Annotated in this window: 21 protein-coding genes; 16 read left to right on the top strand and 5 right to left on the bottom strand. The window is 71.0% G+C overall.

From position 1 onward, the window contains the following. Window positions 1-62: 62 nt before the first annotated feature. The 5 genes from DEJ33_RS09620 (at window position 63) to DEJ33_RS09600 (ending at window position 7,039) form a co-directional block, all read left to right on the top strand. Window positions 63-1,367, top strand: a complete 1,305-nt coding sequence (locus DEJ33_RS09620; RefSeq protein ID WP_111194833.1) for an ABC transporter substrate-binding protein — start codon at window positions 63-65, stop codon at window positions 1,365-1,367. Window positions 1,368-1,586: 219 nt separating this feature from the next. Next, complete coding sequence (locus tag DEJ33_RS09615; protein ID WP_110891462.1) at window positions 1,587-2,489, top strand: carbohydrate ABC transporter permease; 903 nt, start codon at window positions 1,587-1,589, stop codon at window positions 2,487-2,489. Further along, window positions 2,486-3,409: a carbohydrate ABC transporter permease gene (locus tag DEJ33_RS09610; RefSeq protein ID WP_111194832.1), complete on the top strand. Its 924-nt coding sequence runs from the start codon at window positions 2,486-2,488 to the stop codon at window positions 3,407-3,409. The genes DEJ33_RS09615 and DEJ33_RS09610 overlap by 4 nt, the downstream gene beginning before the upstream one ends. Continuing rightward, entirely contained in the window at window positions 3,409-5,679 is a 2,271-nt protein-coding gene (gene yicI / locus DEJ33_RS09605; RefSeq protein WP_111194831.1) for an alpha-xylosidase, read from the top strand. Before DEJ33_RS09610 ends, yicI begins: the two co-directional genes overlap by 1 nt. 172 nt (window positions 5,680-5,851) lie before the next feature. Continuing rightward, a complete protein-coding gene (locus DEJ33_RS09600) occupies window positions 5,852-7,039 on the top strand; it encodes an ROK family transcriptional regulator (protein WP_111194830.1) in 1,188 nt (395 codons plus the stop codon). 33 nt (window positions 7,040-7,072) lie between these two features. Here the strand turns inward: DEJ33_RS09600 and DEJ33_RS09595 are convergent, their stop codons facing one another. The 3 genes from DEJ33_RS09595 to DEJ33_RS09585 form a co-directional block, all read right to left on the bottom strand. Next, window positions 7,073-7,318 carry a hypothetical protein gene (locus tag DEJ33_RS09595; protein ID WP_111194829.1) on the bottom strand — a complete coding sequence of 82 codons (246 nt, stop codon included), beginning with the start codon at window positions 7,316-7,318 and terminating at the stop codon, window positions 7,073-7,075. Next, window positions 7,315-7,899: a hypothetical protein gene (locus DEJ33_RS16910; RefSeq protein ID WP_146242583.1), complete on the bottom strand. Its 585-nt coding sequence runs from the start codon at window positions 7,897-7,899 to the stop codon at window positions 7,315-7,317. Before DEJ33_RS16910 ends, DEJ33_RS09595 begins: the two co-directional genes overlap by 4 nt. A 316-nt stretch (window positions 7,900-8,215) precedes the next feature. Further along, a complete protein-coding gene (locus DEJ33_RS09585; protein ID WP_111076769.1) occupies window positions 8,216-8,716 on the bottom strand; it encodes a MarR family winged helix-turn-helix transcriptional regulator in 501 nt (166 codons plus the stop codon). Between the two features lie 91 nt (window positions 8,717-8,807). On the opposite strand from DEJ33_RS09585, the gene DEJ33_RS09580 reads away from it, so the two are divergent. Beyond that, window positions 8,808-9,737: an NADP-dependent oxidoreductase gene (locus DEJ33_RS09580; RefSeq protein WP_111194827.1), complete on the top strand. Its 930-nt coding sequence runs from the start codon at window positions 8,808-8,810 to the stop codon at window positions 9,735-9,737. A gap of 51 nt (window positions 9,738-9,788) precedes the next feature. On the opposite strand, the gene DEJ33_RS09575 is transcribed toward DEJ33_RS09580, so the two are convergent. Beyond that, window positions 9,789-10,556, bottom strand: a complete 768-nt coding sequence (locus DEJ33_RS09575; protein WP_111194826.1) for a glycosyltransferase family 2 protein — start codon at window positions 10,554-10,556, stop codon at window positions 9,789-9,791. Window positions 10,557-10,746: 190 nt separating this feature from the next. Between DEJ33_RS09575 and DEJ33_RS09570 the strand changes: the two genes are divergently transcribed. The 7 genes from DEJ33_RS09570 (at window position 10,747) to DEJ33_RS09540 (ending at window position 16,407) form a co-directional block, all read left to right on the top strand. Continuing rightward, window positions 10,747-11,607: a hypothetical protein gene (locus DEJ33_RS09570; protein ID WP_111194825.1), complete on the top strand. Its 861-nt coding sequence runs from the start codon at window positions 10,747-10,749 to the stop codon at window positions 11,605-11,607. Next, window positions 11,604-12,053 (top strand): phage holin family protein, encoded by a 450-nt coding sequence (locus tag DEJ33_RS09565; RefSeq protein ID WP_111076765.1) that lies wholly within the window; start codon window positions 11,604-11,606, stop codon window positions 12,051-12,053. Before DEJ33_RS09570 ends, DEJ33_RS09565 begins: the two co-directional genes overlap by 4 nt. Beyond that, a complete protein-coding gene (locus DEJ33_RS09560) occupies window positions 12,053-12,658 on the top strand; it encodes a DUF3618 domain-containing protein (protein ID WP_258374548.1) in 606 nt (201 codons plus the stop codon). The genes DEJ33_RS09565 and DEJ33_RS09560 overlap by 1 nt, the downstream gene beginning before the upstream one ends. A 132-nt stretch (window positions 12,659-12,790) precedes the next feature. Next, window positions 12,791-13,465 (top strand): HAD family hydrolase, encoded by a 675-nt coding sequence (locus DEJ33_RS09555; RefSeq protein WP_111194824.1) that lies wholly within the window; start codon window positions 12,791-12,793, stop codon window positions 13,463-13,465. 49 nt (window positions 13,466-13,514) lie between these two features. Continuing rightward, a complete protein-coding gene (locus tag DEJ33_RS09550; protein ID WP_258374547.1) occupies window positions 13,515-13,997 on the top strand; it encodes a GNAT family N-acetyltransferase in 483 nt (160 codons plus the stop codon). Window positions 13,998-14,062: 65 nt separating this feature from the next. Continuing rightward, a complete protein-coding gene (locus DEJ33_RS09545; protein WP_181432837.1) occupies window positions 14,063-14,686 on the top strand; it encodes a TetR/AcrR family transcriptional regulator in 624 nt (207 codons plus the stop codon). Beyond that, on the top strand, window positions 14,683-16,407 hold the full coding sequence (locus DEJ33_RS09540) for an MDR family MFS transporter (RefSeq protein ID WP_111194823.1): 1,725 nt from the start codon (window positions 14,683-14,685) through the stop codon (window positions 16,405-16,407). The genes DEJ33_RS09545 and DEJ33_RS09540 overlap by 4 nt, the downstream gene beginning before the upstream one ends. Before the next feature lie 72 nt (window positions 16,408-16,479). Here the strand turns inward: DEJ33_RS09540 and DEJ33_RS09535 are convergent, their stop codons facing one another. Beyond that, window positions 16,480-17,490 carry a LacI family DNA-binding transcriptional regulator gene (locus DEJ33_RS09535; RefSeq protein WP_258374546.1) on the bottom strand — a complete coding sequence of 337 codons (1,011 nt, stop codon included), beginning with the start codon at window positions 17,488-17,490 and terminating at the stop codon, window positions 16,480-16,482. A gap of 246 nt (window positions 17,491-17,736) precedes the next feature. On the opposite strand from DEJ33_RS09535, the gene DEJ33_RS09530 reads away from it, so the two are divergent. From DEJ33_RS09530 to DEJ33_RS09520, 3 genes are read left to right on the top strand one after another with little or no spacing between them, the layout of a single operon-like run. Next, on the top strand, window positions 17,737-18,708 hold the full coding sequence (locus DEJ33_RS09530) for a nucleoside hydrolase (protein WP_375334682.1): 972 nt from the start codon (window positions 17,737-17,739) through the stop codon (window positions 18,706-18,708). 5 nt (window positions 18,709-18,713) lie between these two features. Further along, window positions 18,714-20,159: an MFS transporter gene (locus DEJ33_RS09525; protein ID WP_111194822.1), complete on the top strand. Its 1,446-nt coding sequence runs from the start codon at window positions 18,714-18,716 to the stop codon at window positions 20,157-20,159. Further along, entirely contained in the window at window positions 20,156-21,016 is an 861-nt protein-coding gene (locus DEJ33_RS09520; protein ID WP_111076760.1) for a ribokinase, read from the top strand. The genes DEJ33_RS09525 and DEJ33_RS09520 overlap by 4 nt, the downstream gene beginning before the upstream one ends. The last annotated feature ends 28 nt before the right edge of the window (window positions 21,017-21,044 follow it).

Below are 21,044 nucleotides of genomic sequence, written 5' to 3'. Positions count from 1 at the left end.
CGTGCACTGTCGAAGCGCTTCGATACTGCGACACCCATCACCAACTACGAGGAAGTAGCGACATGAAGAAGTCACGCCTGCTCGGCGCACTCGCCGGGCTCGCCGCGACCGCCGTCGTCCTGACCGGCTGTTCCGCCGGTGGGAGCGCCGACGACCGCAGCAACGAGGACGGCAAGACCCTGAAGCTCTGGCACTTCGAGTCCGAGGACTCCGCCATGGGCAAGGCCTGGAAGGAGTCCATCAAGGTCTTCGAGAAGGAGACCGGCGCGAAGGTCGAGTTCCAGGAGAAGAGCTTCGAGCAGATCCGGAAGACGGCCAGCCAGTCGCTGAACTCCGACCAGGCGCCGGACCTCATCGAGTACAACAAGGGCAACGCCACCGCCGGCCTGCTCGCCAGCCAGGGTCTGCTCAGCCCGCTCGACGACGCGGTGGAGAAGTACGGCTGGGACGACAAGCTGGCGAAGTCCCTGCAGACCACCGCGCGCTACGACGACAAGGGCGTGATGGGCTCCGGCTCCTGGTACGGCGTGCCCGACTACGGCGAGTACGTGGAGTTCTACTACAACAAGGAGCTCTTCGAGAAGTACGGCGTCGAGGTCCCGAAGACCCAGGCCGACCTCGAGAAGGCCATGGCGACGTTCGAGTCGAAGGGCGTCACGCCGCTCGCCGAGTCGGCCGCCGAGTACCCGCTGGGCCAGCTCTGGTACCAGCTCGCGCTGTCCAAGGCGGACCGCAGCTGGGTGAACGACTACCAGCTGTACAAGAACCCGGTCGACTTCTCCGACAAGGAGATCTCGTACGCCACCAAGACGATCAAGGACTGGACCGACAAGGGCTACATCTCCGGCGACTCCACCGGCATGAAGGCCGAGGACGCCGGCACCGCCTTCATCAGCGGCAAGTACCCGATGTTCTTCTCCGGCTCCTGGTGGTACGGCCGCTTCGGCACCGAGATGCAGCAGGACTGGGGCACCTTCCTGTACCCGGGCGCCGAGATGTCGCCCGGTTCGTCCGGCAACCTCTGGGTCGTCCCGACCAAGGCGAAGAACAAGACGCTCGCCGAGAAGTTCATCGACATCACGCTCCGTCCCGAGATGCAGGCGATCATCGGCAACAACGGTGGTGTTCCGGTCGCGGCGACCGAGTCCGACATCACCGACGCGAAGAGCAAGGAACTCATCGCCAACTTCAACACGCTCACCGAGCGTGACGGTCTGGCGTACTACCCCGACTGGCCCACGTCGACGTTCTACGACCAGCTGAACGCCGGTCTGCAGAGCGTCCTCAACGGCAGCAGCTCGCCGAAGCAGGTCAACGAGGAGCTCGGCCAGCAGTACGCCGACGGCGTGAAGGCCGTCACGGGTTGACCTGACGGTCTCGACCCTCCGGTCGCCCGCACCACCCCGGTCGCTGACGCGGCCACCCGGGAGGCGCGTGACGAGTCCGACTCGTCACGTGCCTCCCGGGCCCCTCACCCGCACCACCCCACTCCCCGGAAGGGAAGCCCGACGATGGCGTCCAGTCCTCCCATCGCGCCGCTCCGCGGCCGCGTGCCCCGCCCCCGCCGCCGCGACGACGGCGCGATCATGCCCGCCTCCGGCCGCGGCAGCTACTGGTTCTACCTGCTCCCCGGCTTCGTGCTGCTGGCGGCGATCATCCTCGTGCCGCTCGGGTGGAACGTGTACCTGTCGTTCACGAACTACCGCGGGATCCTGCCGCCGCAGTTCACCGGGCTCGACAACTGGCGCCGGCTGATGGCCGACGGGCAGTTCTGGATCTCGTTCCGGAACAGCATCGTGATGATCCTGGCGATGGTGATCGTCCCCACCAGCCTGGGGCTCGTCCTCGCCGCCGCGCTGTTCGACGTGATCGGCAAGAAGTTCGGCGGCAAGCTCGCCAGCTTCCTCCGCGCCACCTACTACCTGCCGCAGATCCTGCCGGCCGTCATCGCGGCGATCGTCATCGGGTGGATCCTCCGCCCGGAGAACGGCGCCCTCAACGCGGTCCTCGGCGCGGTCGGCCTCGACGGCCTGCAGCACAACTGGCTCGGCAGCCCGGACACGGCGCTGCTGTCGGTCGCGGTCGTGCTCGTCTGGGTGCAGATCGGCTACCCGGTCGTCGTCTTCATGGCGGCCCTGCAGCGCGTCGACCCGGAGCTCTACGAAGCCGCCGAACTCGACGGCGCGAACTGGTTCCAGCGGTTCCGCTCCATCACCGTGCACATCATCCGGCCCGAGATCTTCGTCGTCGTGCTCACCTGCACGATCGCGGCACTCAAGGTGTTCGGGCCCGTCTACGCCCTGACCGGCGGCGGCCCCGGCAACGCCACGATCGTGCCGAGCTACTACTCGTACAGCCAGTTCTTCCAGGCGCAGCAGGTCGGGTACGGCGCGACCATCGCCACCGCGCTGACGGTCGTCATCGTGATCGTGGCCATCGGGTTCATCGCCGCCCAGAACCGGGCCGAACGCAAGGAGGAGGCACGATGACCGTGTCCGCACCCAGCACCAGGGCGACCGTCACGGCGGACGCGGGACGGGCCTCCCGGCCGACGACGAAGCCGCGCAAGCGACCGGGCGAAGGCGGGGTCAAGCGGCCCGCCGACTGGGTCGTGCTTGCCGGTGGGATCGTCATCGCGGTGCTCATCGCCGCGCCGTTCCTGCTCATCCTGCTCAACTCGTTCAAGACGCCCGCGGACTACGCGGCCGGCGGGCCGCTCGCCTGGCCGACGCAGCTGTCCTTCGACGGCATCACGACGTTCTGGAACCGGGTCGACTTCCCGCTGAAGCTCTGGAACAGCGTGTTCATCAGCGGCATGGTGGCGCTGCTCGCAGTGCTCATCTCGATCCTCAACGCCTTCGCGATCGGCATCGGTCGGGTCCGGTACCGCACCTGGATCGTGGTGCTGTTCATGCTCGCGAACATGCTGCCGCAGGAGGTCCTGCTCTACCCGCTCTACATGATGTTCAAGGGCATCGGACTGTACGACAACGTGTGGAGCGTCATCATCGTCTTCACGGTGATCCAGTCCGCGTTCGGCACGTACCTGCTGTCGAGCGTCTACGGGACCTTCCCGAAGGAGATCCTCGAGGCGGCCGCGCTCGACGGCGCCGGCCGCTGGCGTGTGCTCTGGCGGGTCATCGTCCCGATCAGCCGCCCGACCCTGTCGGTCCTGCTCATCTTCTTCTTCATCTGGACGTGGAACGAGTTCCTCATCCCGCTGACCTTCCTGGTCAGCAACGACAACCAGACGGTCCCCGTCGCGATCTCCCTGCTGCAGGGCGACCGGCTCATGGACGTCACGACCACGAGCGCCTCGGCCCTGCTCGGGCTCATCCCCACGCTCGTGTTCTTCCTCATCTTCCAGCGCACGCTCGCGCGCGGCATCACGGCAGGAGCGGTCAAGTAATGAAGTTCACCGACGGGTTCTGGCAGCTCAGGCCCGGAGTCCACCCCGTGTACGCCGCCGAGGCGTACGACATCGACGCACGACAGACGCCGGAGGGTGACCGCCTGGTCGTCACCGCGCCGACGAAGGTCATCGCGTCGCGGGGTGACACCCTCAACCGTCCGACCCTGACCGTCTCGCTGTCGAGCCCGATGGCGGGCGTCGTCACCGTCCGCGTCGAGCACTTCCGGGCACCGCGTCCGGAGCTCTCCTTCGACCTGGTCGGCCAGGAGGCGGGGCACGGCTCCGCCACGGTCACCGACGGTGTCGGGACCCTCACCTCCGGCGACCTGTCGGCCGTCGTCACGCCCGGGGCGCCGTGGGACCTGCGGTTCGTCGCCACCGATGCGGACGGTGCGGGCCGGGTGCTCACCGGCTCGGGGCACAAGTCGCTCGGGTACGTCACCCTCGACCCCGGCGCCGAGGTCTCCCGCGGGGTGGTCGGCAACGCCCGGGTCCAGGGCGCGGACGCACCGGCGTCGGACCGGTTCGTGCACGCGCAGCTCGACCTGGGCGTGGGTGAGCTCGTCTACGGGCTCGGCGAGCGCTTCGGTCCGCTCGTCAAGAACGGGCAGACCGTCGACATCTGGAACGCCGACGGCGGCACGTCGAGCGAGCAGTCGTACAAGAACGTGCCGTTCTACCTGACCAACCGCGGGTACGGCGTCCTCGTCGACCACCCCGGGCACGTCTCCTTCGAGGTCGGTTCCGAGACCGTCGAGCGCGTGCAGTTCTCGGTGCCGGGGGAGTCCCTGGTGTTCCACGTCATCGGCGGCGGCAGCCCGTCAGCCGTCCTGGAGCGGTACACCCAGCTCACCGGTCGTCCGGCGCACGTGCCGGCGTGGTCCTACGGCCTGTGGTTGTCCACGTCGTTCACCACGGACTACGACGAGGCGACCGTCACCTCGTTCGTCGACGAGATGACCGCCCGCCAGCTGCCGGTCTCGGTGTTCCACTTCGACTGCTTCTGGATGCGCGAGTTCACCTGGTGCGACTTCGAGTGGGACCCCCGGGTGTTCCCGGACCCCACCGGCATGCTCGGACGGTTGCACGACAAGGACCTGCGGGTCTGCGTCTGGATCAACCCGTACATCGGGCAGGCCTCGAAGCTGTTCGACGAGGCCGCCGACGCCGGGTACCTGGTGCAGAACCCGGACGGCACCGTCTGGCAGTGGGACCTCTGGCAGGCCGGCATGGGGCTCGTCGACTTCACGAACCCGGACGCCACCGCCTGGTACCAGTCGAAACTCCGGGCCCTCGTCGAGCAGGGCGTCGACTGCTTCAAGACGGACTTCGGCGAGCGCATCCCCCTCGACGTGGTCTACGCCGACGGCAGCGACCCCGAGCGGATGCACAACTGGTACACCCAGCTGTACAACCAGGCCGTGTTCGAGGTGCTGCAGGAGACCAAGGGCCAGGGCGACGCGGTCGTGTTCGCCCGCTCCGCCACCGCCGGCGGCCAGCAGATGCCGGTGCACTGGGGCGGGGACAACACCTCGTCGTTCCCGTCGATGGCGGAGACCCTGCGCGGCGGCCTGTCCCTGGCGCTGTCCGGCTTCGGTTTCTGGTCGCACGACATCGGCGGCTTCGAGGGCACCCCGGACCCGGCCGTCTTCAAGCGCTGGGTGCAGTTCGGGCTGCTCTCGTCGCACAGCCGGTTCCACGGCAGCAGTTCCTACCGGGTGCCGTGGGCGTTCGACGAGGAAGCGGTCGACGTCACGCGGGCCTTCACCGAGTTGAAGCTCCGGCTGATGCCGTACCTGTACGCGGCCGGGCTCGAGGCGTCGGCACGGGGCATCCCGGTGATGCGTCCGATGCCGCTGGCGTTCCCGGACGACCCGACCGCCGCGTACTGCGACCGGCAGTACCTGCTCGGACCGGACCTGCTCGTCGCGCCGGTGTTCAGCGAGTCCGGCGACGTCGAGTACTGGCTGCCGGCGGGCTCGTGGACGAACTGGTTCACGGGCGAGGTCGTTCCCGGCGGGGTCTGGCGGCGCGAGCGGCACGGCTTCGACACCCTCCCGCTCTGGGTCCGCGAGGGCGCGGTCCTGCCGCTGTCCACCCGCACCGACCGGCCGGATCACGACTACCACGAGGCGCTCGAACTCCGCGCGTTCCCGGGCGCCGGTGGTGCCGGCACCCGTGACGTGGTGGTGACGTCCCCCGACGGCCGGGCCGTGACCTACGCGGTCGCGTTCGCCGACGACGGCACGGTCACGGCCGCCGGCTGACACGCGATCATCCGTTCGCGCTGGGCGACAGTCCTCGCGGCCGCCACCACGAGGACTGTCGCTCAGCGCGAACCGAGCGAACAGGCGGACCGAGCGAACCGAGCGGACAGCGCGGCACGCGGCCGACCTCGCCGGCCGCACTACGCTGGCGGGACGGACGATCGGAGCGGACATGTCGGAGGCGAGCACAGCCTCCCGTCCTGCGCGCACCACGGACGTCGTCCGGCGCCGCAACCTCGCCCGGGTCCTGCGACTCGTGCACGAGCGTGGACCGATGCCCCGCTCCGCCCTCACCCGTGAGACCGGACTGAACCGCTCCACGGTCGCCGCCCTCGTCGGCGAACTCGTCGACCTCGGCCTGGTCGTCGAGGGGGACGCGCCGCCCGCCACCGGCGTCGGACGTCCGAGTGCGACCGTCTCCGCTTCGGCCGAGGTCGTCGCCCTCGGGATCGTCCCCGAGATCGATGCCGTGACCCTGGCCGTCATCGGCCTCGACGGCACCGAACACGAGCGGCGGACGGTCCGGACCCCCTCGGTCCCGACACCGGACGAAGCGCTCGCCATCGCCACCGACCTGGTCGCGGCTGCGGCCGAGCGGCAACGGACCGCGGGCCGACGGGTCGTCGGCGTCGCGGTGTCGGTCCCCGGGATCGTCCGGGTCGGTGACGGTGTCGTCCGGTACGCCCCGCACCTCGCCTGGCGTGACGAGGCGTTCGCCGCTCCGCTCGCCGAGCGCACCGGGCTGCCGGTCCGGGCCGCGAACGACGCGAACCTCGGTGTCACCGCGGAGTTCCTCTACGGCGCCGGGCGCGGGGCGACCGACGTCGTGTACGTCAACGGCGGTGCGAGTGGCATCGGTGGCGGGATCATCACCGGCGGCCGCCCCCTCGCCGGTGCCGCCGGGTACGCGGGGGAGCTCGGCCACACCTTCGTCGCGGCGAACGGGATCCGCTGCCACTGCGGGGCCGTCGGGTGCCTGGAGACGGAGGCCTCGCAGGCAGCGCTGCTCGATGCCGCCAGACTCGGGATCGACCAGGCCGACCGGCTCGGCGACGTCCTCGCCGACGGTCCCCGTCCGGAGTTGGCGGCCGTCGTCGACCGGCAGGTCACCGCGCTCGCCGTCGCCATCCGCAACGTGGTGCACACGGTGAACCCGGACGTCGTCGTGCTCGGCGGGTTCCTCGGCACACTGCTCCGCCATGTCGGCAGCCGACTCGAGGACGCCGTGCGGGCCCAGACGATGACCGCGATGGGCGAGGACCTGCGGATCGTCCCGGCGGAGCTCGTCGGCAGTGTGCTCTTCCGCGGTGCGGCCGAGCTCGCGTTCACGTCACTGCTGGCCGACCCGGCGGCGGGCTGAGCGGCGGCCGTCCCGACAGGCCGCGAGGCCTCCTCATTCGCCGGAGTGCGTCCGCTGTGCTCGCCGCTGCCGACGCCGGACCGCCCAACCGAGGTTGCCGCCGCCGAAAGCCATCCCGGTGCCACTCGCGACCGCGCTCAGCACGGGATGTCCGTCCTCCCGGAGGTCCACTGACAGTGCAGCGCCCGCGAGGAGCGTGCACATCGCCAGGAACGCTGCGAACCCGATGCTCGAGACGACCCTCACCGTCGCGGTGACTGCGCGGTTCAGCCCGGTCACGCGCAGAACGGGGCTGGCTTGCCTGAAGCGTGGACTCGCAGGACTTTCTTCCCGCACTTGACGCCACCGTTGTTGCTGATGGCGGTGAAGGCAAGCAGGACGACGACGTTGGCGATGACACACACCGCCGGACCGAGCGCACACAGCCCTTCGGCGGCGACGACTCCGCCTCCGCCGATGATCACCTGCTGGTCGAACGAGTTGAAGTCGACGAAGACGCCGTTCTTGTCCTTTCCTGCTCCGAGTCGGTGGTCCCGACCGGGCACGGTCAGATCGAGGTCCAGGTGCCCCGCGGAGATCGTCACGAGGCGAGTGCCGTCGGCGCTGGTCACATCACTCGTCAGCGCACCGGCAGCGTCTGCTTCCCGGATGGCTTCAGCGACGACACCAGGGTCGGACGCTCGCGCTGCGGCGGCCGTGTCCAGCTCGGCCGGCCGAGTGGTGGCAGAAGCCACTGCCGGCGTCCAGAGAAGGCTGCTCAGCGTCAGTGCAACGGTGGTCGCGATGCAGGTGATCGTGGTCGGGCCGGAATTCATCGTTCCTCCTGAGCGAGTGGTTGCGCGCCGCAACAACTCGACCATAGAAGACTTCCCGACGCATTTCAATGAAGAACAGCAATGTGGAATACCGGCAGAGGCACGGTGGCGGCCGCTGACGCGCCTCCCGGCCGGCACCTGGCCGAGTGGACTCGCGGACGCCCGCCGCCGTTCGGGTCAGGGGCGGGCGTCCACGGCCTGCGCGTGCCTCCGGGAGTGGCAGGCGCGAGTCGTCGCTCCGCGAGGTCAGGGTCCCTCGCGTGCCTTCCGGCTGGGCGACTGGAGCGACGCTACGCCGTCCGGCTGGACGGTGTTCGATGCGGGCCGCGAGGTTCCTCGCGCCACGTCGTCGACCGTCGCGTCAGTCGGCCCGTCGACGGCGCGGAGCGGCGGAGCGGGGCGGGGCCTCGCGGAGACGCGTCCCGACCCGTCCCAGGATCCGTGCGAGCGACTCGACGTCCGCTTCCGACAGTGAGGCGAAGAGGAGTTCCCGCACGAGCGCGATGTGTCCCGGGAACACGGCGGCCAGGACCTCGCGGCCGGCGTCGGTGATCGTGACGACGACGCGGCGCTCGTCTTCGGGCGACGGCGCCCGGGAGACGAGTCCGCGCTGGTCGAGCAGCTGCGCCTGGTAGGTCAGCCCACTCCGGCTGTAGACGACGCCGTCCGCCAGGTCGGTCATGCTCCGGCTGCCGCTCGGATCGTCGCCGAGTCGGGCGAGCAACTGGAACTGCACGTAGCTGAGCGCTCCGACGTCCTTGAGCTGCTTCTCGACCGCCGGGCGGAGCAGGGCGCTGACCTCGGTGAACGAGAGGTAGGCGGTCAGTTGCGCGCCGGTGAGCGGGAGCGGTGTCTCGGTCATGCATCGATCCTACCCATTGCTTCGAGTTCGAAGCAGTGGTACGTTCCTGACAAGTGCTTCGAAGTCGAAGCAACAACGAGAGGAAACGACCATGAAGGCAGTCCAGTTCCAGGAGATCGGCGGCCCCGAGGTGCTCCAGTACGTCGACGTCGCACAGCCCGTCCCGGCCGAGGGCGAGGTCCGGGTCCGGGTCGCCGCCTCGGCGTTCAGCGCCGCCGACGCCGGGATGCGCGCCGGGGCCCTCCCCATCCCGATCGTGCTGCCGCACGTCCCCGGCTACGACGTCTCCGGCACGGTGGACGCCGTGGGGGCCGGAGTCGAGGGGCTCAGCGTCGGTGACACGGTCGTCGGGTTCCTGCCCATGGAGCGGGACGGCGGCGCGGCCGAGTACGTCGTCGCTCCTGCCGACGTCCTCGTCCCCGCCCCGACGAGCATCCCGCTCGCCGACGCCGCCGCACTGCCCTCCGTCGCCCTGACGGCCTGGCAGGCGCTCGTCGACGACGGACGGCTGCAGGCCGGGCAGCGCCTGCTGGTCGTCGGCGCGGGCGGTGTGGTCGGCAAGTACGCGGTCCGGCTGGCGAAGCAACTCGGCGCACACGTCGTCGCGACCGCCAGTCCCCGCAGCGCCGACGCCGTCCGGGCTGCGGGAGCGGACGAGGTCGTCGACCACACCACGACGGACCTGCTGGACGCCGTCACCGAACCGGTCGACGTGCTCCTCAACCTGGCCCCGCTCGACCCGGCGGAGTTCACCCGGCTGGTCGCCCTGGTCGGTGACGGCGGCGTGGTCGTCAGCACCACCGCCTGGATGCCCGCCCCGGACGACGCATCACGCGGCGTGCGCTCCGCGGTCGTCTTCGTGCTGCCGAACCGCGACCGCCTGACACGCCTGGTGTCCCTGGTCGACGAGGGCTCGCTGCACGTGGAGGTCACGCGGCGCATCCCACTCACCGAGCTGCCGGCCCTGCACGCCGAGGCCGCCGACGGGGCCATCGCCGGCAAGGTGGTCGTCCTGCCCTGAGGCGGGACGGACGTGACGCGCCGCGTCAGCCGTCGGCCGTGGCGTCGACGGTCAGCGGGCCCGCCACCACGCCCGTGCGTGGTCACGAGCCCGCCAGGCCACCCGGAGCCGTCGCGCCCACCGGCGTGAGGGTGCGGCGCGCCGACCGTTCACGCGGAAGGTGTGGAAGGCGCGTCGTGCCCGCAACAGTGCGGACGGGAGGCTCGAGAACGGTCGCGCGGACACCCCCACCGCGAGCACGGGGTCGGCCAGCACCCGCCACGACGGGTCCAGCTGCATGCTGAGGTCGACGTCGTCGTGGACCTCCGGGTCGTCCCGGTGCACCCGGTCGCGGACGGCGAGCCAGGCGGACCTGCGGATCGCCGTCGCGGACCCGAACAGCGGCGGTCGAGCGAGGGCGCCGTGCATGAGGACGAAGTACGGCTGCATGTAGAGGACCGGCCAGGCGAGCCGGACGAGGGGCCCGGCGTCCACGGGGCGGCCCGGACCGGTGACCGCGACCACGGCGGGGTCCTCGAGCAGGTCGAGCGCGCTCGCGATCCAGTGCGGCGGCGGCACGGAGTCCGCATCGAGCCGGACGATCACGTCCCCTCGGGCCCTGTCGTAGCCGAGCGACGACGCACGGGCGATGCCGCGGACCGGTTCGACGCAGAGGACGGCGCCGGCGGCACGGGCCACGGCCGCGCTGTCGTCGGAGCTGCCGTTGTCGACGACGACGACCTCGTCCGGGAGCCGGGTCTGCGCCGCCAGAGCCGTCAGGCAGCGTCGGAGGTGCTCAGCGTCGTCGCGCACCGGGACGACGACCGAGACGGAAGGCATGGCCCGAGCCAACCGGACGGTCGCTGTGAGGGAGGGGCACGTCGCTCCTCGACTGGCGTTCTGGGGAGGGTCGAGCGGGAATCCGCGCAGATCGGAGTTCCTGGAACCCGTCCCAGACTCTTCCGCGCAGGTTCGGGTCCAACGCAGCGGGTGCACCGCCCGCCGCGACGAGAAGACCGGAAGGCCGACCATGACCACGAACCCACCCGGGAACGACTCCGGGACGCCCATCCACGACGCCACGGCTGCCGCCGAGGGTCACGAGATCCACCCCGGCGTCACGGTCCCGTCCTACGCGAGCGGTACCCCCGCCGCACGCCCCACCGGATTCGACGACCTCGAACCGCTGGACGCCATCCCCGCCGACGAGCAGCTGCCCGCGGGCACCGTCCCCGCCGGCAGCCTGACCGCGACCGGTACCGGCAGCGGCGTCAGCAGCACCGGCTCCGACGACAGCTCGAGCGGTGGCAAGGCCGACGCCGCCAAGGGTGCCGCCTCCGACGTCGCCGGCGACGCCAAGGAGAAGGCCGCGAACGTCGCGGGCACCGCCAAGGAGCAGGCCGCGAACGTCGCCTCCGAGGTGTCGGACCACGCACGCCAGCTCTACGGGCAGGCGTCCAGCACCCTCAAGGACCAGGCTGCCGACCAGCAGCAGCGCGCCGCCGGCGGACTCCGCACGATCGGTGACCAGCTCGGCAAGATGGCCGAGAACGACGACGAGCAGGGCCTGGCCTCGAAGGTCGTCCGCGACCTGTCGAACCGCGCCGGCTCGTTCGCCGGGTACCTCGAAGGCCGCGACCCGGGTTCGCTCGTCGACGACGTGAAGTCGTTCGCGGCTCGCCGTCCGGGGACCTTCATCGCGATCGCCGCCGGTGCGGGCATCCTCGCCGGCCGTCTCGCCAAGGCGCTGACGACCGAGATCAAGCACGAGAAGGAAGCCGAGGCCTCTGGCACCACCGGGACGACCGGGACCTCCGACCTCGGCTCGACGGGTGTCACCGGCACGAGCACCACGGGGACCGGCACCGCCGGGACGGGGCCGCTCGTATGACCGATCCGTTCCCCGGCGCGACCGGTCGGACGGTGCCCGGGCAGCCGAGCGCCGAGGAGCGTGCTGCATCGACGCCCCTCGGCGAACTCCTCTCCGAGGTGTCCCGTGACCTCTCGACCCTCTTCCGGCAGGAGGTCGCGCTCGCCAAGGCAGAGCTGACCGACTCCGCGAAGAAGGCGGGCAAGGGTGCCGGCATGTTCGGCGGCGCCGGGGTCACCGGGCTGTTCGCCCTGCTGTTCCTGTCGATCGCCGCATGGTGGGGCCTCGGCTACCTCATCGGCAACGCCTGGTCCGCCGTGATCATCGCCGTCATCTACGCGATCGCCGCAGCGATCCTCGCCTCCCGCGGGCGCAAGGAGATCAAGCAGATCAACGGTGCGCCGCAGACGGTCGCGACCGTCAAGGAAGTCCCCGAGACACTCAAGCCCAACAACGGGAGGAACTGATGAGTACCCCAGACGAGATCCGCGCCGACATCGAGCGCACCCGCGGCGAACTCGGTTCGGACGTCGACGCCCTGGCCGACAAGGTCAACCCGTCGTCGATCGCCCACCGCCAGACCGAGAAGGTCAAGGGCCGGTTCCAGGACGCCCGCGACTCCGTGATGGGCGCCGCAGGCAGCGCACGCGACTCCGTCATGGGCGCGGCCGGCTCGGCTCGCTCCAGCGTCTCCGGCTCCACGTCGAACGCGACCGGTTCCGCAAAGGACGCCGCCTCGCGCGGTGTCGAGAAGGCGAAGGGCAACCCGCTCGCCGTGGGCCTCATCGCCTTCGGTGTCGGCTGGCTCGCGTCGTCGCTCCTGCCCTCCTCCACCAAGGAAGAGGAACTCGCGGGCGACCTCAAGGACAAGGCCGCACCGCTCCTGGACAAGGCGAAGGAGCAGGCCAAGGACGCCAGCGGCCCGCTCGTCGACGCCGCAAAGGAGCACGCGCAGGACCTCAAGGGCACCGCGCAGGACGCCGCCCAGACGGTCAAGGACGAGGCGCAGGGCGCCGCGTCCGACGTGAAGGACAACGCGCAGTCGTCAGCGGACGACGTCCGCAACGCCTGACACGTCACCACCTGACGGACGGGAGGCCCGGGACCAGACGGTCCCGGGCCTCCCGTCCGTCGTGTGGCGCGTCCACCGCACCCGGTGGCCCACCTGAGGCGACGGTCGCCGCCGACGGAGCAGGGTGGAGGCATGTCCGACACCCCCACCACCGCCGTCCTCTTCGACATCGACGGCACCCTGGCCGACTCGAACTACGCCCACATCGACGCCTGGTGGCGGGCCTTCCGCGCGGCGGGGGAGTCCGTGGACGCCTGGCGGATCCACCGGGCGATCGGGATGGACTCGTCGAAGCTCCTGGAGTCACTGCTGCCGGACGCCTCGGACGAGGTCCGTGACACCGCGAAGCAGTTCCACACCGCCTACTACTCGGAGCACATGCCGCAGCTGCGGTTGCTGCCCGGCGCGCGCGACCTGCTCGAGGCGGTCGCCGGCCGCGGGCACGCCGTGGTGCTCGCGACGAGCGCCCCGCAGAACGAGCTCGACCGGTTGCTGGAACTCCTGGACGCCGACCGCTGGATCACCGCGGTGACGAGCGGTGAGGACGTCGAGCAGGCGAAGCCGGACCCCGGGATCATCGAGGTCGCCCTGCAGAAGGTGGGCGTGGACCCCGAGCGTGCCGTCATGATCGGCGACGCGATGTGGGACGTCGAGTCCGCGAAGCGCGTCGGGGTCAGGTGCATCGGCGTGATGACCGGCGGGATCGGCGGCGACGAGCTGCGTGGTGCCGGCGCTGCCGCCGTGTACGACGACGCGGCGGCTCTGCTCGAGGACCTCGACGGCAGCCCGATCGGCTCGCTCTCCTGACGCGACCCGTGTGTACGGGCCCGCCCGTCGCGTGTCAGGATGGACGATCGTGATCACCATCGAACGCGTGCCCTGGGAAGACCCGCGCGGAGTCGCACTCCGCGCGACCATGGACGAGGAGATGCACGAGCGCTACGGCGACTCCAACCCCGGTGAGGCTCCCGAGGTCACCGCGGAGCGCAACCGCGTACTGTCGGTCGACCCGTCCACCGTCGTGACGTCCCTGCTCGCCGTCGACGAGGACGGGACGGTCCTCGGGCACATCGCCGTCCGCCGACTCGGGGACGAGATCGAGCTGAAGCGCCTCATCGTCCTGGCGGCCGCCCGCGGCAAGGGTGCCGCGACCGCGCTCCTCGACGAGTGCGCCCGTGTGGGCCGGGAGCAGGGGGCCACGCGTCTGGTCCTGCAGACCGGCGACAAGCAGCCCGAGGCCGTGGCGCTGTACGAGAAGACCGGGTGGGACCGCATCGACGTGTACGAGCCCTACGCCGAGACGATGCCCTGGTCGTACTGCTTCGCGAAGGCGATCTGACCCGCTCGCTGGGAGTTCCCCCGCGATGAATTGCACTCTCCGCGAAGGAGTGCAAGTATCTCCCGGTGACCACCGCTGAACGTACCCGCACCCTGCGGCGCAGCATGGTGTCCGAAGCGCGTCGGGCGGTCGTCGACGGCGGACTGCAGGGCTTCACGATCGAACAGCTCTGCGAGCGGGTCGGCGTCTCCCGGCGGACCTTCTTCAACCACTTCGCGTCGAAGGAGGACGTGGTCCTCGGCATCGAGCTGAACGCCGACACCGCGCTCCTCGCCGCCTACGCCGACGGCGCCGTCGTCCCCACGGCCCTGGCCCCGCTGCCGTCCGTCATCGCGCTCATCATCGAGCAGCTGCACGTCGCCGGCATCGACCGCGCCGACGAGGCCCTGGTCCGGCACGTGTTCGAGCGGGAGCCCGCCCTGACCGCGCGGTTCCTGTCGGCCACGGACGCCCAGATCCAGAACGTGGCCGACGCCGTCCGGCAGCGCTTCGCCTGGCACGACCCCGCCGACCCCCGGGCCCGGCTGGTGACCGAGGCCGCCGTCGGTGTCGTCCGGGTCAGCGCCGGCACCTACTTCGCCGACGACTTCGACGAGGCGTCCGGACCCCGGTTCGACGAACTCCTCGACACCAACCTCCGTCTCATGACGGAAGCCATCACCATCCCTGCCCAGGAAGGCACCTCATGAGCGCATCAGCGCCGAGCACCACCCGTCGGGGGCGCCAGCAGTCCGACGGGCCGCTGCTCCTCACCCAGCGTCGCATCTGGATCATCTTCGCCGCGCTCATCGCCGGGATGCTGCTCTCGAGCCTCGACCAGACCATCGTCTCGACCGCCATGCCGACCATCGTCGGCGAGCTCGGCGGCGTCGCGCACCAGGCGTGGATCACGACCGGGTACCTGCTCGCCTCGACGATCGTGATGCCGATCTACGGCAAGTTCGGTGACGTCATCGGTCGCCGCAACCTGTTCCTCGTCGCCATCGCACTGTTCACACTGGCGTCGCTCGGCTGCGCCCTGTCGACCGACTTCTGGCAGTTCGTGGTCTTCCGCGCCCTGCAGGGTCTCGGTGGTGGCGGGCTCATGATCCTGTCGCAGGCGATCATCGCCGACATCGTCCCCGCCTCGCAGCGCGGCAAGTACCTCGGCCCGCTCGGTGCGATCTTCGGCCTCTCGGCGGTCGGCGGCCCGCTGCTCGGCGGCTTCTTCGTCGACCACATGACCTGGAACTGGGCCTTCTGGATCAACATCCCGGTCGGCATCGCGGCCTTCGCCGTCGCGTGGTTCGCCCTGACGCTGCCGAGCAAGAAGGCGACGAAGCGGATCGACGTCCTCGGCGTCGCCCTCCTGTCCGCCACCACCGCCTGCCTGGTCTTCTTCACCGAGTTCGGCGGCAACCGCCAGCACGGCTGGGGTGCTCCCGAGACCTGGGCGTGGGGTGCCGGCTTCCTGGTCGCCGCCGCGTCCTTCGTGCTCGTCGAGTCGCGGGCGCAGGACCCGATCATCCCGCTGTCGTTCTTCCGCAACCGCACGTTCGTCATCGCGACCGCGATCGGCTTCGTGCTCGGCCTGGGCATGTTCGCCGCGATCGGTTTCGTCCCGACGTTCCTGCAGATGGCCTCGGGCACGTCCGCCGCGGTGTCCGGCCTGCTGATGCTGCCGATGATGGTCGGCCTGATCGGCACCTCGATCCTCTCCGGCACGCTCATCACCAAGACCGGCCGGTACCGCGCGTTCCCGATCATCGGCACGATCGTGGTCGGGATCGCGATGCTCGGCATGACGACCCTCGCGGCCAGCACCCCGATCTGGCTGATCTGCGTGTACCTGTTCGTGTTCGGTGCCGGGCTCGGCCTGATCATGCAGGTCGTGGTGCTCGTGGCGCAGAACGCCGTCCCGCCGGAGCAGGTCGGCACGGCGACCTCGACGAACAACTACTTCCGCGAGGTCGGCGCCTCCCTCGGTGTCGCCGTCTTCGGTGCGCTGTTCACCTCGCGGCTGACCGACGCGTTGACGGACGTGTTCCGCGGTGCCGGTGGCAGCGCGACCGACGCTGCCAGCGCGAGCTCGAGCATCGACCCGACGTCGCTGTCGAAGCTGCCGCAGGCCGTGCAGGACGGCATCGTCAACGCGTACGCCGACTCGCTGTCGCCGGTGTTCTGGTACCTGCTGCCGTTCATCGCCGCGGCGCTCGTGCTCGCGCTCTTCATCCCGCAGATACGGCTGGCGGACGTGGCCGGCATGGTCGCCCGCGGCGAGGCCGTCGGTGGCGACGAGGCGGACGCGCTCGAGCGAGCGCGTCGCGACGGTGCGGTGCGGGGTGACGTGCCGGCCGGGTCCGAGCCCGAGTCGCCCGAGCGGGTCGGCTCGCAGACCGGATCGGTCTCGACGACCCGGCACGTCGAGTAGACGCGACAGGTGATCGGACGGGAGGCTCCCCACCAGCTGGTGGGGAGCCTCCCGTCCGACGTCTGCTCGGTCTCAGGCCCCGGTGCTCGCGCGGGGGACCAGGCGGGTGGGCAGCGCCGGGTCCGGGGTGTCGACGCCGTCGAGTGCAGCGAGGAGCCGGAGCGCCGCCGCTCGCCCGAGTTCCGCACCGGGGAGGGCGACGCTCGTCAGGCTGGGCGCGGTGACCGAGGACGAGGGCAGGTCGTCGAACCCGGCGACCGCCAGCGTCGCCGGGACGGCGATGCCGCGCTCGGCGGCGACCCGGAGGACCCCGTACGCCAGTGTGTCGGCGGCTGCGACGACGGCCGTGACCCCGTCAGCGAGCCACGCGTCGACGACCTGCCCGACGACGGTCGCGGCGGCGTCGATCGTCAGGTCCGCATGTGCTGCCATGGGCGACGTCGTGATGCCGGCGGTGGCGGTCGCCCGCTCGAACAGCGTGCGGCGGACCGCGAACGTCGTCGCGCGTGAGGTCCCGTCGAGGTAGGCGACCCGGCGGTGTCCGGCTGCGGCGAGGTGGGCGACCAGCGCCTCCACCCCGGCGGTGAGGTCGTAGTTGACCGCACCGGGGCCGCCCGGTGCGTCGAGCAGGACGACGGGGACGCTCGCGGACATCGATGCGCTCTCGGCCGGGGCGTCGACCAGGATCCCGGCGGGGCGGAGCCGCTCGAAGCGGCGCACGTCGGCGTCCACCGGCTGCGCGCCGCGCTCGGTGACGGACAGCACGAGCTGGAAGCGGTCACCGACGGTGTCCCGGACGCCGCGGATGACCTCGGCGAAGAACGGGTTCGACAGGTCGGGCGCGATGAGCACCACGAGGTCGCCGCTGCCGCGCGCCAGGGAGCTCGCCGCGTGGTCCACGACGTAGCCGAGCTGCTCGACGGCGTCCCGCACCCGGTCGGCGATCGGTGTCGAGACCCGCCCACGGTCCTTGCCGTTGACGACGAGGGAGACCGTGGCGATGCTCGTGCCGGCGCGTTCGGCCACCATCGCGGCGGTCACCCGGCCGGACGGAGCGGGGCGACTGCGCGGGGACGAGGGCACACGTCGATGCTAGCGACGCTGGCGGACGCACCATCCGTACGACTTGACGTCAAGCGCTTGATGCGCTGAGATGTCAAACGCTTGACGCGGCGTGCATGGCGCGTCAGGCCCCGACCTCCTGCCGGCCGGCCCGACCCCTGGGCCGCCGGCTCCCCGACGAAGTGGAGCAGCCTCGTGACCGACGCCCCCCGCACCCCCGCGAAGATCATCCTCGACTGCGACCCCGGCCACGACGACGCCGTCGCGATGCTGCTCGCCCACGGCAACCCGGACGTCGAGCTGCTCGCCGTGACCACCGTCGTCGGGAACCAGACCCTGCCGAAGGTCACCCGGAACGCGCTCGCCGTGGCCCGGATCGCGGGGATCACCGGCGTGCCCTTCGCCGCCGGCGCCGCTCGGCCACTGCTCCGCCAGGTCGAGGTCGCCCCCGAGATCCACGGCGAGAGCGGCCTCGACGGACCCGTCCTGCCAGAGCCGTCCTTCGAGCTCGACGAGCGGCACGCGGTCGACCTGATCATCGACACCGTGATGGCACACGAGCCGGGGACCGTCACGATCGTGCCGACCGCCGGCCTGACGAACATCGCGCTCGCCGTCCGCAAGGAGCCCCGCATCGTCGAGCGCGTCAAGCAGGTCGTGCTGATGGGCGGCGGTGTCCACGTCGGCAACTGGAGCCCGGTCGCCGAGTTCAACATCGTCATCGACCCCGAGGCCGCGTCGATCGTCTTCGACGCCGGCTGGGACGTCGTCATGGTCGGACTCGACCTCACCCACCAGGCGCTCGCCACCCCCGAGGTCGCCGCCCGCATCGCCGCCGTCGGCACCGGACCCGCCGCGTTCGTGGGGGAGCTCCTCGACTTCTTCGGCAAGGCGTACCAGGACGTCCAGGGCTTCGATGCCCCGCCGGTGCACGACCCGTGCGCCGTCGCGTACGTCATCGACCCGACGATCGTGCGCGCCGTGAAGGTCCCGATCCGCGTCGAGACCCAGGGCACGCTGACCCTCGGCATGACCGTCGCCGACTTCCGTTCCCCGGCGCCGGAGGACTGCCGCACCAGCGCCGCGATGGAGCTCGACCACGGCCGGTTCTGGGACCTGGTGATCGACGCCCTCGAGCGCATCGGCGAGACGCCCGACACCGGTTGGACGCCCCGTGCGGCGGCGGACGGGCTCGACGCGGGCCTGACCACGCAGCCGAGCGCCACGTCGGAGGTCTGAGCGCGATGAGCACCCCCTCGACGACGAAGTCGATGCCGGCGAAGCCGATCGGCGCGCTCACCGCCGCGCTCCTCGCCGCGTGCATCGCGTTCCAGCTCAACGCCAGCATGCTCAGCCCCGCGCTGGTCACGATGGCACGCGAGCTCCGGACCGACGACGCGACGATCGGTCTCTCGCAGACGCTGTACTTCACGCTCGCCGCGCTGTTCTCCCTGTTCCTGCCCCGGCTGTCCGACATCGTCGGGCGCAAGCGCGTGCTGGTCGGGATGCTCGCGGTGATGGTCGTCGGCAGTGTCGTCGCCGCCCTCGCGGTGAACGTGCCGATGCTCTTCACCGGCCGGATCATCCAGGGCGTGACGGGCCCGGTCGTCCCGATCAGCCTGCTCGTGCTGCGCAACGAGATCCGGGACCCGAAGCGTTACGGCGCCGCCCTCGGGGTGCTCACCGCGGTGAACGGCGGCATCGCCGGCATCGACGCCCTCGCCGGCGGCTGGATCGCGACCCACTTCGGCTTCCGCGGCATCTTCTGGGTCATCGCCGTCGTCACCGTCATCGCCCTGGCACTCGTCACCATCTGGGGCGTCGAGTCGAAGCCGTCCGAGGGCACCCGGATGGACTGGGTGGGCGTCGTCCCGCTCGTGGTCTCGGTCGGCGCGCTGCTGACCGCGTTCAACGAGGCCGGCAAGCTCAGCGACGCGGACCCGGTGGTCGTCATCGGCGGCATCGTCCTGGCCCTGGTCACCTTCGCCGTGTTCTGGGCGGTCGAGTCGCGGGTGCGGGAACCGCTCGTCGAGACCCGGTTCCTCCGACGCCGGGCCACGTGGGCGCTCCTCGCCACCACGTTCCTCACCATGACCGGCGTGTTCGCCGTGGTGAACGGGCTCGTCACCTCGCTCGCCCAGAACGGGGACGCGGGCTTCGGGATGGAGGCCGACCTCGCCTCCCTCGTGTTCCTCACGCCGTACGCGCTGGTCGGCTGGATCGTCGGGCCGTTCGCCGGTCGGCTCGCCCCGACGCTGGGCTACCGGGCCGTCCTGCGCGTCGGGCTGGTCGGCAGCATCGTCGCGACCGTCCTGATGGCGATCGTCGGCGTGCACTCGTTGCCCGTACTCGTCGTCGCGACCGTGCTCATCGGCATCACGTACGCCGGCATCGCGAACATCATCCTCAACGGCCTGGGCATCGTGCTCTCGCCGGACTCGAACCCGGGGTTCCTGCCCGGACTCAACGCCGGCGCGTTCAACCTCGGCGCCGGCGTCAGCTTCGCCGTGCTGCCCGCGCTGCAGATCGCGCTCGGGGTCGGCGGTTCCTCGGGCACCGCCGGGTACTCCGGTGGGATGCTGCTCGGAGCCGTGATCACGACCGCTGCCCTGGCGACCTCGTTCCTCATCCCCCGTCCCGAGCGTGCCGAGACCACGGCCGCCACCCGGCAGAAGGAGACCGTCCGATGACCGACACGATCGTGATCGTCGGGTCGCTGAACGCGGACCTCGTCGTCCGCACCGAGCGCTTCCCGCAGCCGGGGGAGACCCTGCACGGGTCCGACCTGGCGATCCTGCCCGGGGGCAAGTCCGCCAACCAGGCCGTCGCGGCCGGGAGGCTCGGGGGAACCGTCCGCATGGTCGGCGCAGTCGGCGACGACGGCAACGGCGCACTGCTCCGCGACTCCGTCGCGGCCTCGGGTGCGGACACCACGGACGTCGTCGTCCGGCCGGGGACGGCCACCGGCACCGCCGTCATCACGGTCGACGGCCGCGGCGAGAACACCATCGTCATCTCCGGCGGCGCCAACGCCACGTTCTCGGCCGAGGACCTGCCCGCCGACCTCTTCCGGGACGCCGCCGTCCTCGGACTCTGCCTCGAAGTCCCGATGGAGGCCGTGCTCGCCGCCGCCCGTGCCGCACACGCCGCCGGGGTGACCGTGCTGACGAACCTGTCCCCGTTCGGTGACGTCCCACCGGAGCTCCTCGACCTGACCGACGTCCTGCTCGTCAACGAGCACGAAGCCGCCGCCCTCGGGGACCACGGCGTCGCCCGGTCGATCGTCACCCGGGGTGGCGACGGCTCGGTCGTGCACGACGGGGACGCCGCGCCGGTCGAGGTCCCCGCCGTCCCCGTCGACGCGGTCGACACCACGGGGTGCGGGGACGCCTTCATGGGGGCGGTCGCACTCCGGCTCGCCGCGGGGGACGCGCTCGTCGAGGCCGCGCGCTTCGCAGCCGGTGTCGGTGCGTACGCGGCGACCGGTGCCGGCGCACAGGCGTCCTACCCGACCACCGCGCAGCTGGAGGCGTTCCTCGGGACGTGATCCGGGCCTCCCGCCCGACCACTAGCGT

Origin of the sequence: Curtobacterium sp. MCPF17_047 (assembly GCF_003234045.1) — a bacterium.
Lineage (GTDB): Bacteria > Actinomycetota > Actinomycetes > Actinomycetales > Microbacteriaceae > Curtobacterium.
This window is presented reverse-complemented; position numbering and strand designations above follow the sequence as displayed.

Bases quoted from the DNA above. Each gene is read 5' to 3' on its own strand.
- DEJ33_RS09620 (WP_111194833.1), top strand. From the start codon at position 63: ATGAAGAAGTCACGCCTGCTCGGCGCACTCGCCGGGCTCGCCGCGACC.
- DEJ33_RS09615 (WP_110891462.1), top strand. From the start codon at position 1,587: ATGCCCGCCTCCGGCCGCGGCAGCTACTGGTTCTACCTGCTCCCCGGC.
- DEJ33_RS09610 (WP_111194832.1), top strand. From the start codon at position 2,486: ATGACCGTGTCCGCACCCAGCACCAGGGCGACCGTCACGGCGGACGCG.
- yicI (WP_111194831.1), top strand. From the start codon at position 3,409: ATGAAGTTCACCGACGGGTTCTGGCAGCTCAGGCCCGGAGTCCACCCC.
- DEJ33_RS09600 (WP_111194830.1), top strand. From the start codon at position 5,852: ATGTCGGAGGCGAGCACAGCCTCCCGTCCTGCGCGCACCACGGACGTC.
- DEJ33_RS16910 (WP_146242583.1), bottom strand. From the start codon at position 7,899: ATGGTCGAGTTGTTGCGGCGCGCAACCACTCGCTCAGGAGGAACGATG.
- DEJ33_RS09585 (WP_111076769.1), bottom strand. From the start codon at position 8,716: ATGACCGAGACACCGCTCCCGCTCACCGGCGCGCAACTGACCGCCTAC.
- DEJ33_RS09580 (WP_111194827.1), top strand. From the start codon at position 8,808: ATGAAGGCAGTCCAGTTCCAGGAGATCGGCGGCCCCGAGGTGCTCCAG.
- DEJ33_RS09575 (WP_111194826.1), bottom strand. From the start codon at position 10,556: ATGCCTTCCGTCTCGGTCGTCGTCCCGGTGCGCGACGACGCTGAGCAC.
- DEJ33_RS09570 (WP_111194825.1), top strand. From the start codon at position 10,747: ATGACCACGAACCCACCCGGGAACGACTCCGGGACGCCCATCCACGAC.
- DEJ33_RS09565 (WP_111076765.1), top strand. From the start codon at position 11,604: ATGACCGATCCGTTCCCCGGCGCGACCGGTCGGACGGTGCCCGGGCAG.
- DEJ33_RS09560 (WP_258374548.1), top strand. From the start codon at position 12,053: ATGAGTACCCCAGACGAGATCCGCGCCGACATCGAGCGCACCCGCGGC.
- DEJ33_RS09555 (WP_111194824.1), top strand. From the start codon at position 12,791: ATGTCCGACACCCCCACCACCGCCGTCCTCTTCGACATCGACGGCACC.
- DEJ33_RS09540 (WP_111194823.1), top strand. From the start codon at position 14,683: ATGAGCGCATCAGCGCCGAGCACCACCCGTCGGGGGCGCCAGCAGTCC.
- DEJ33_RS09530 (WP_375334682.1), top strand. From the start codon at position 17,737: ATGCTGCTCGCCCACGGCAACCCGGACGTCGAGCTGCTCGCCGTGACC.
- DEJ33_RS09525 (WP_111194822.1), top strand. From the start codon at position 18,714: ATGAGCACCCCCTCGACGACGAAGTCGATGCCGGCGAAGCCGATCGGC.
- DEJ33_RS09520 (WP_111076760.1), top strand. From the start codon at position 20,156: ATGACCGACACGATCGTGATCGTCGGGTCGCTGAACGCGGACCTCGTC.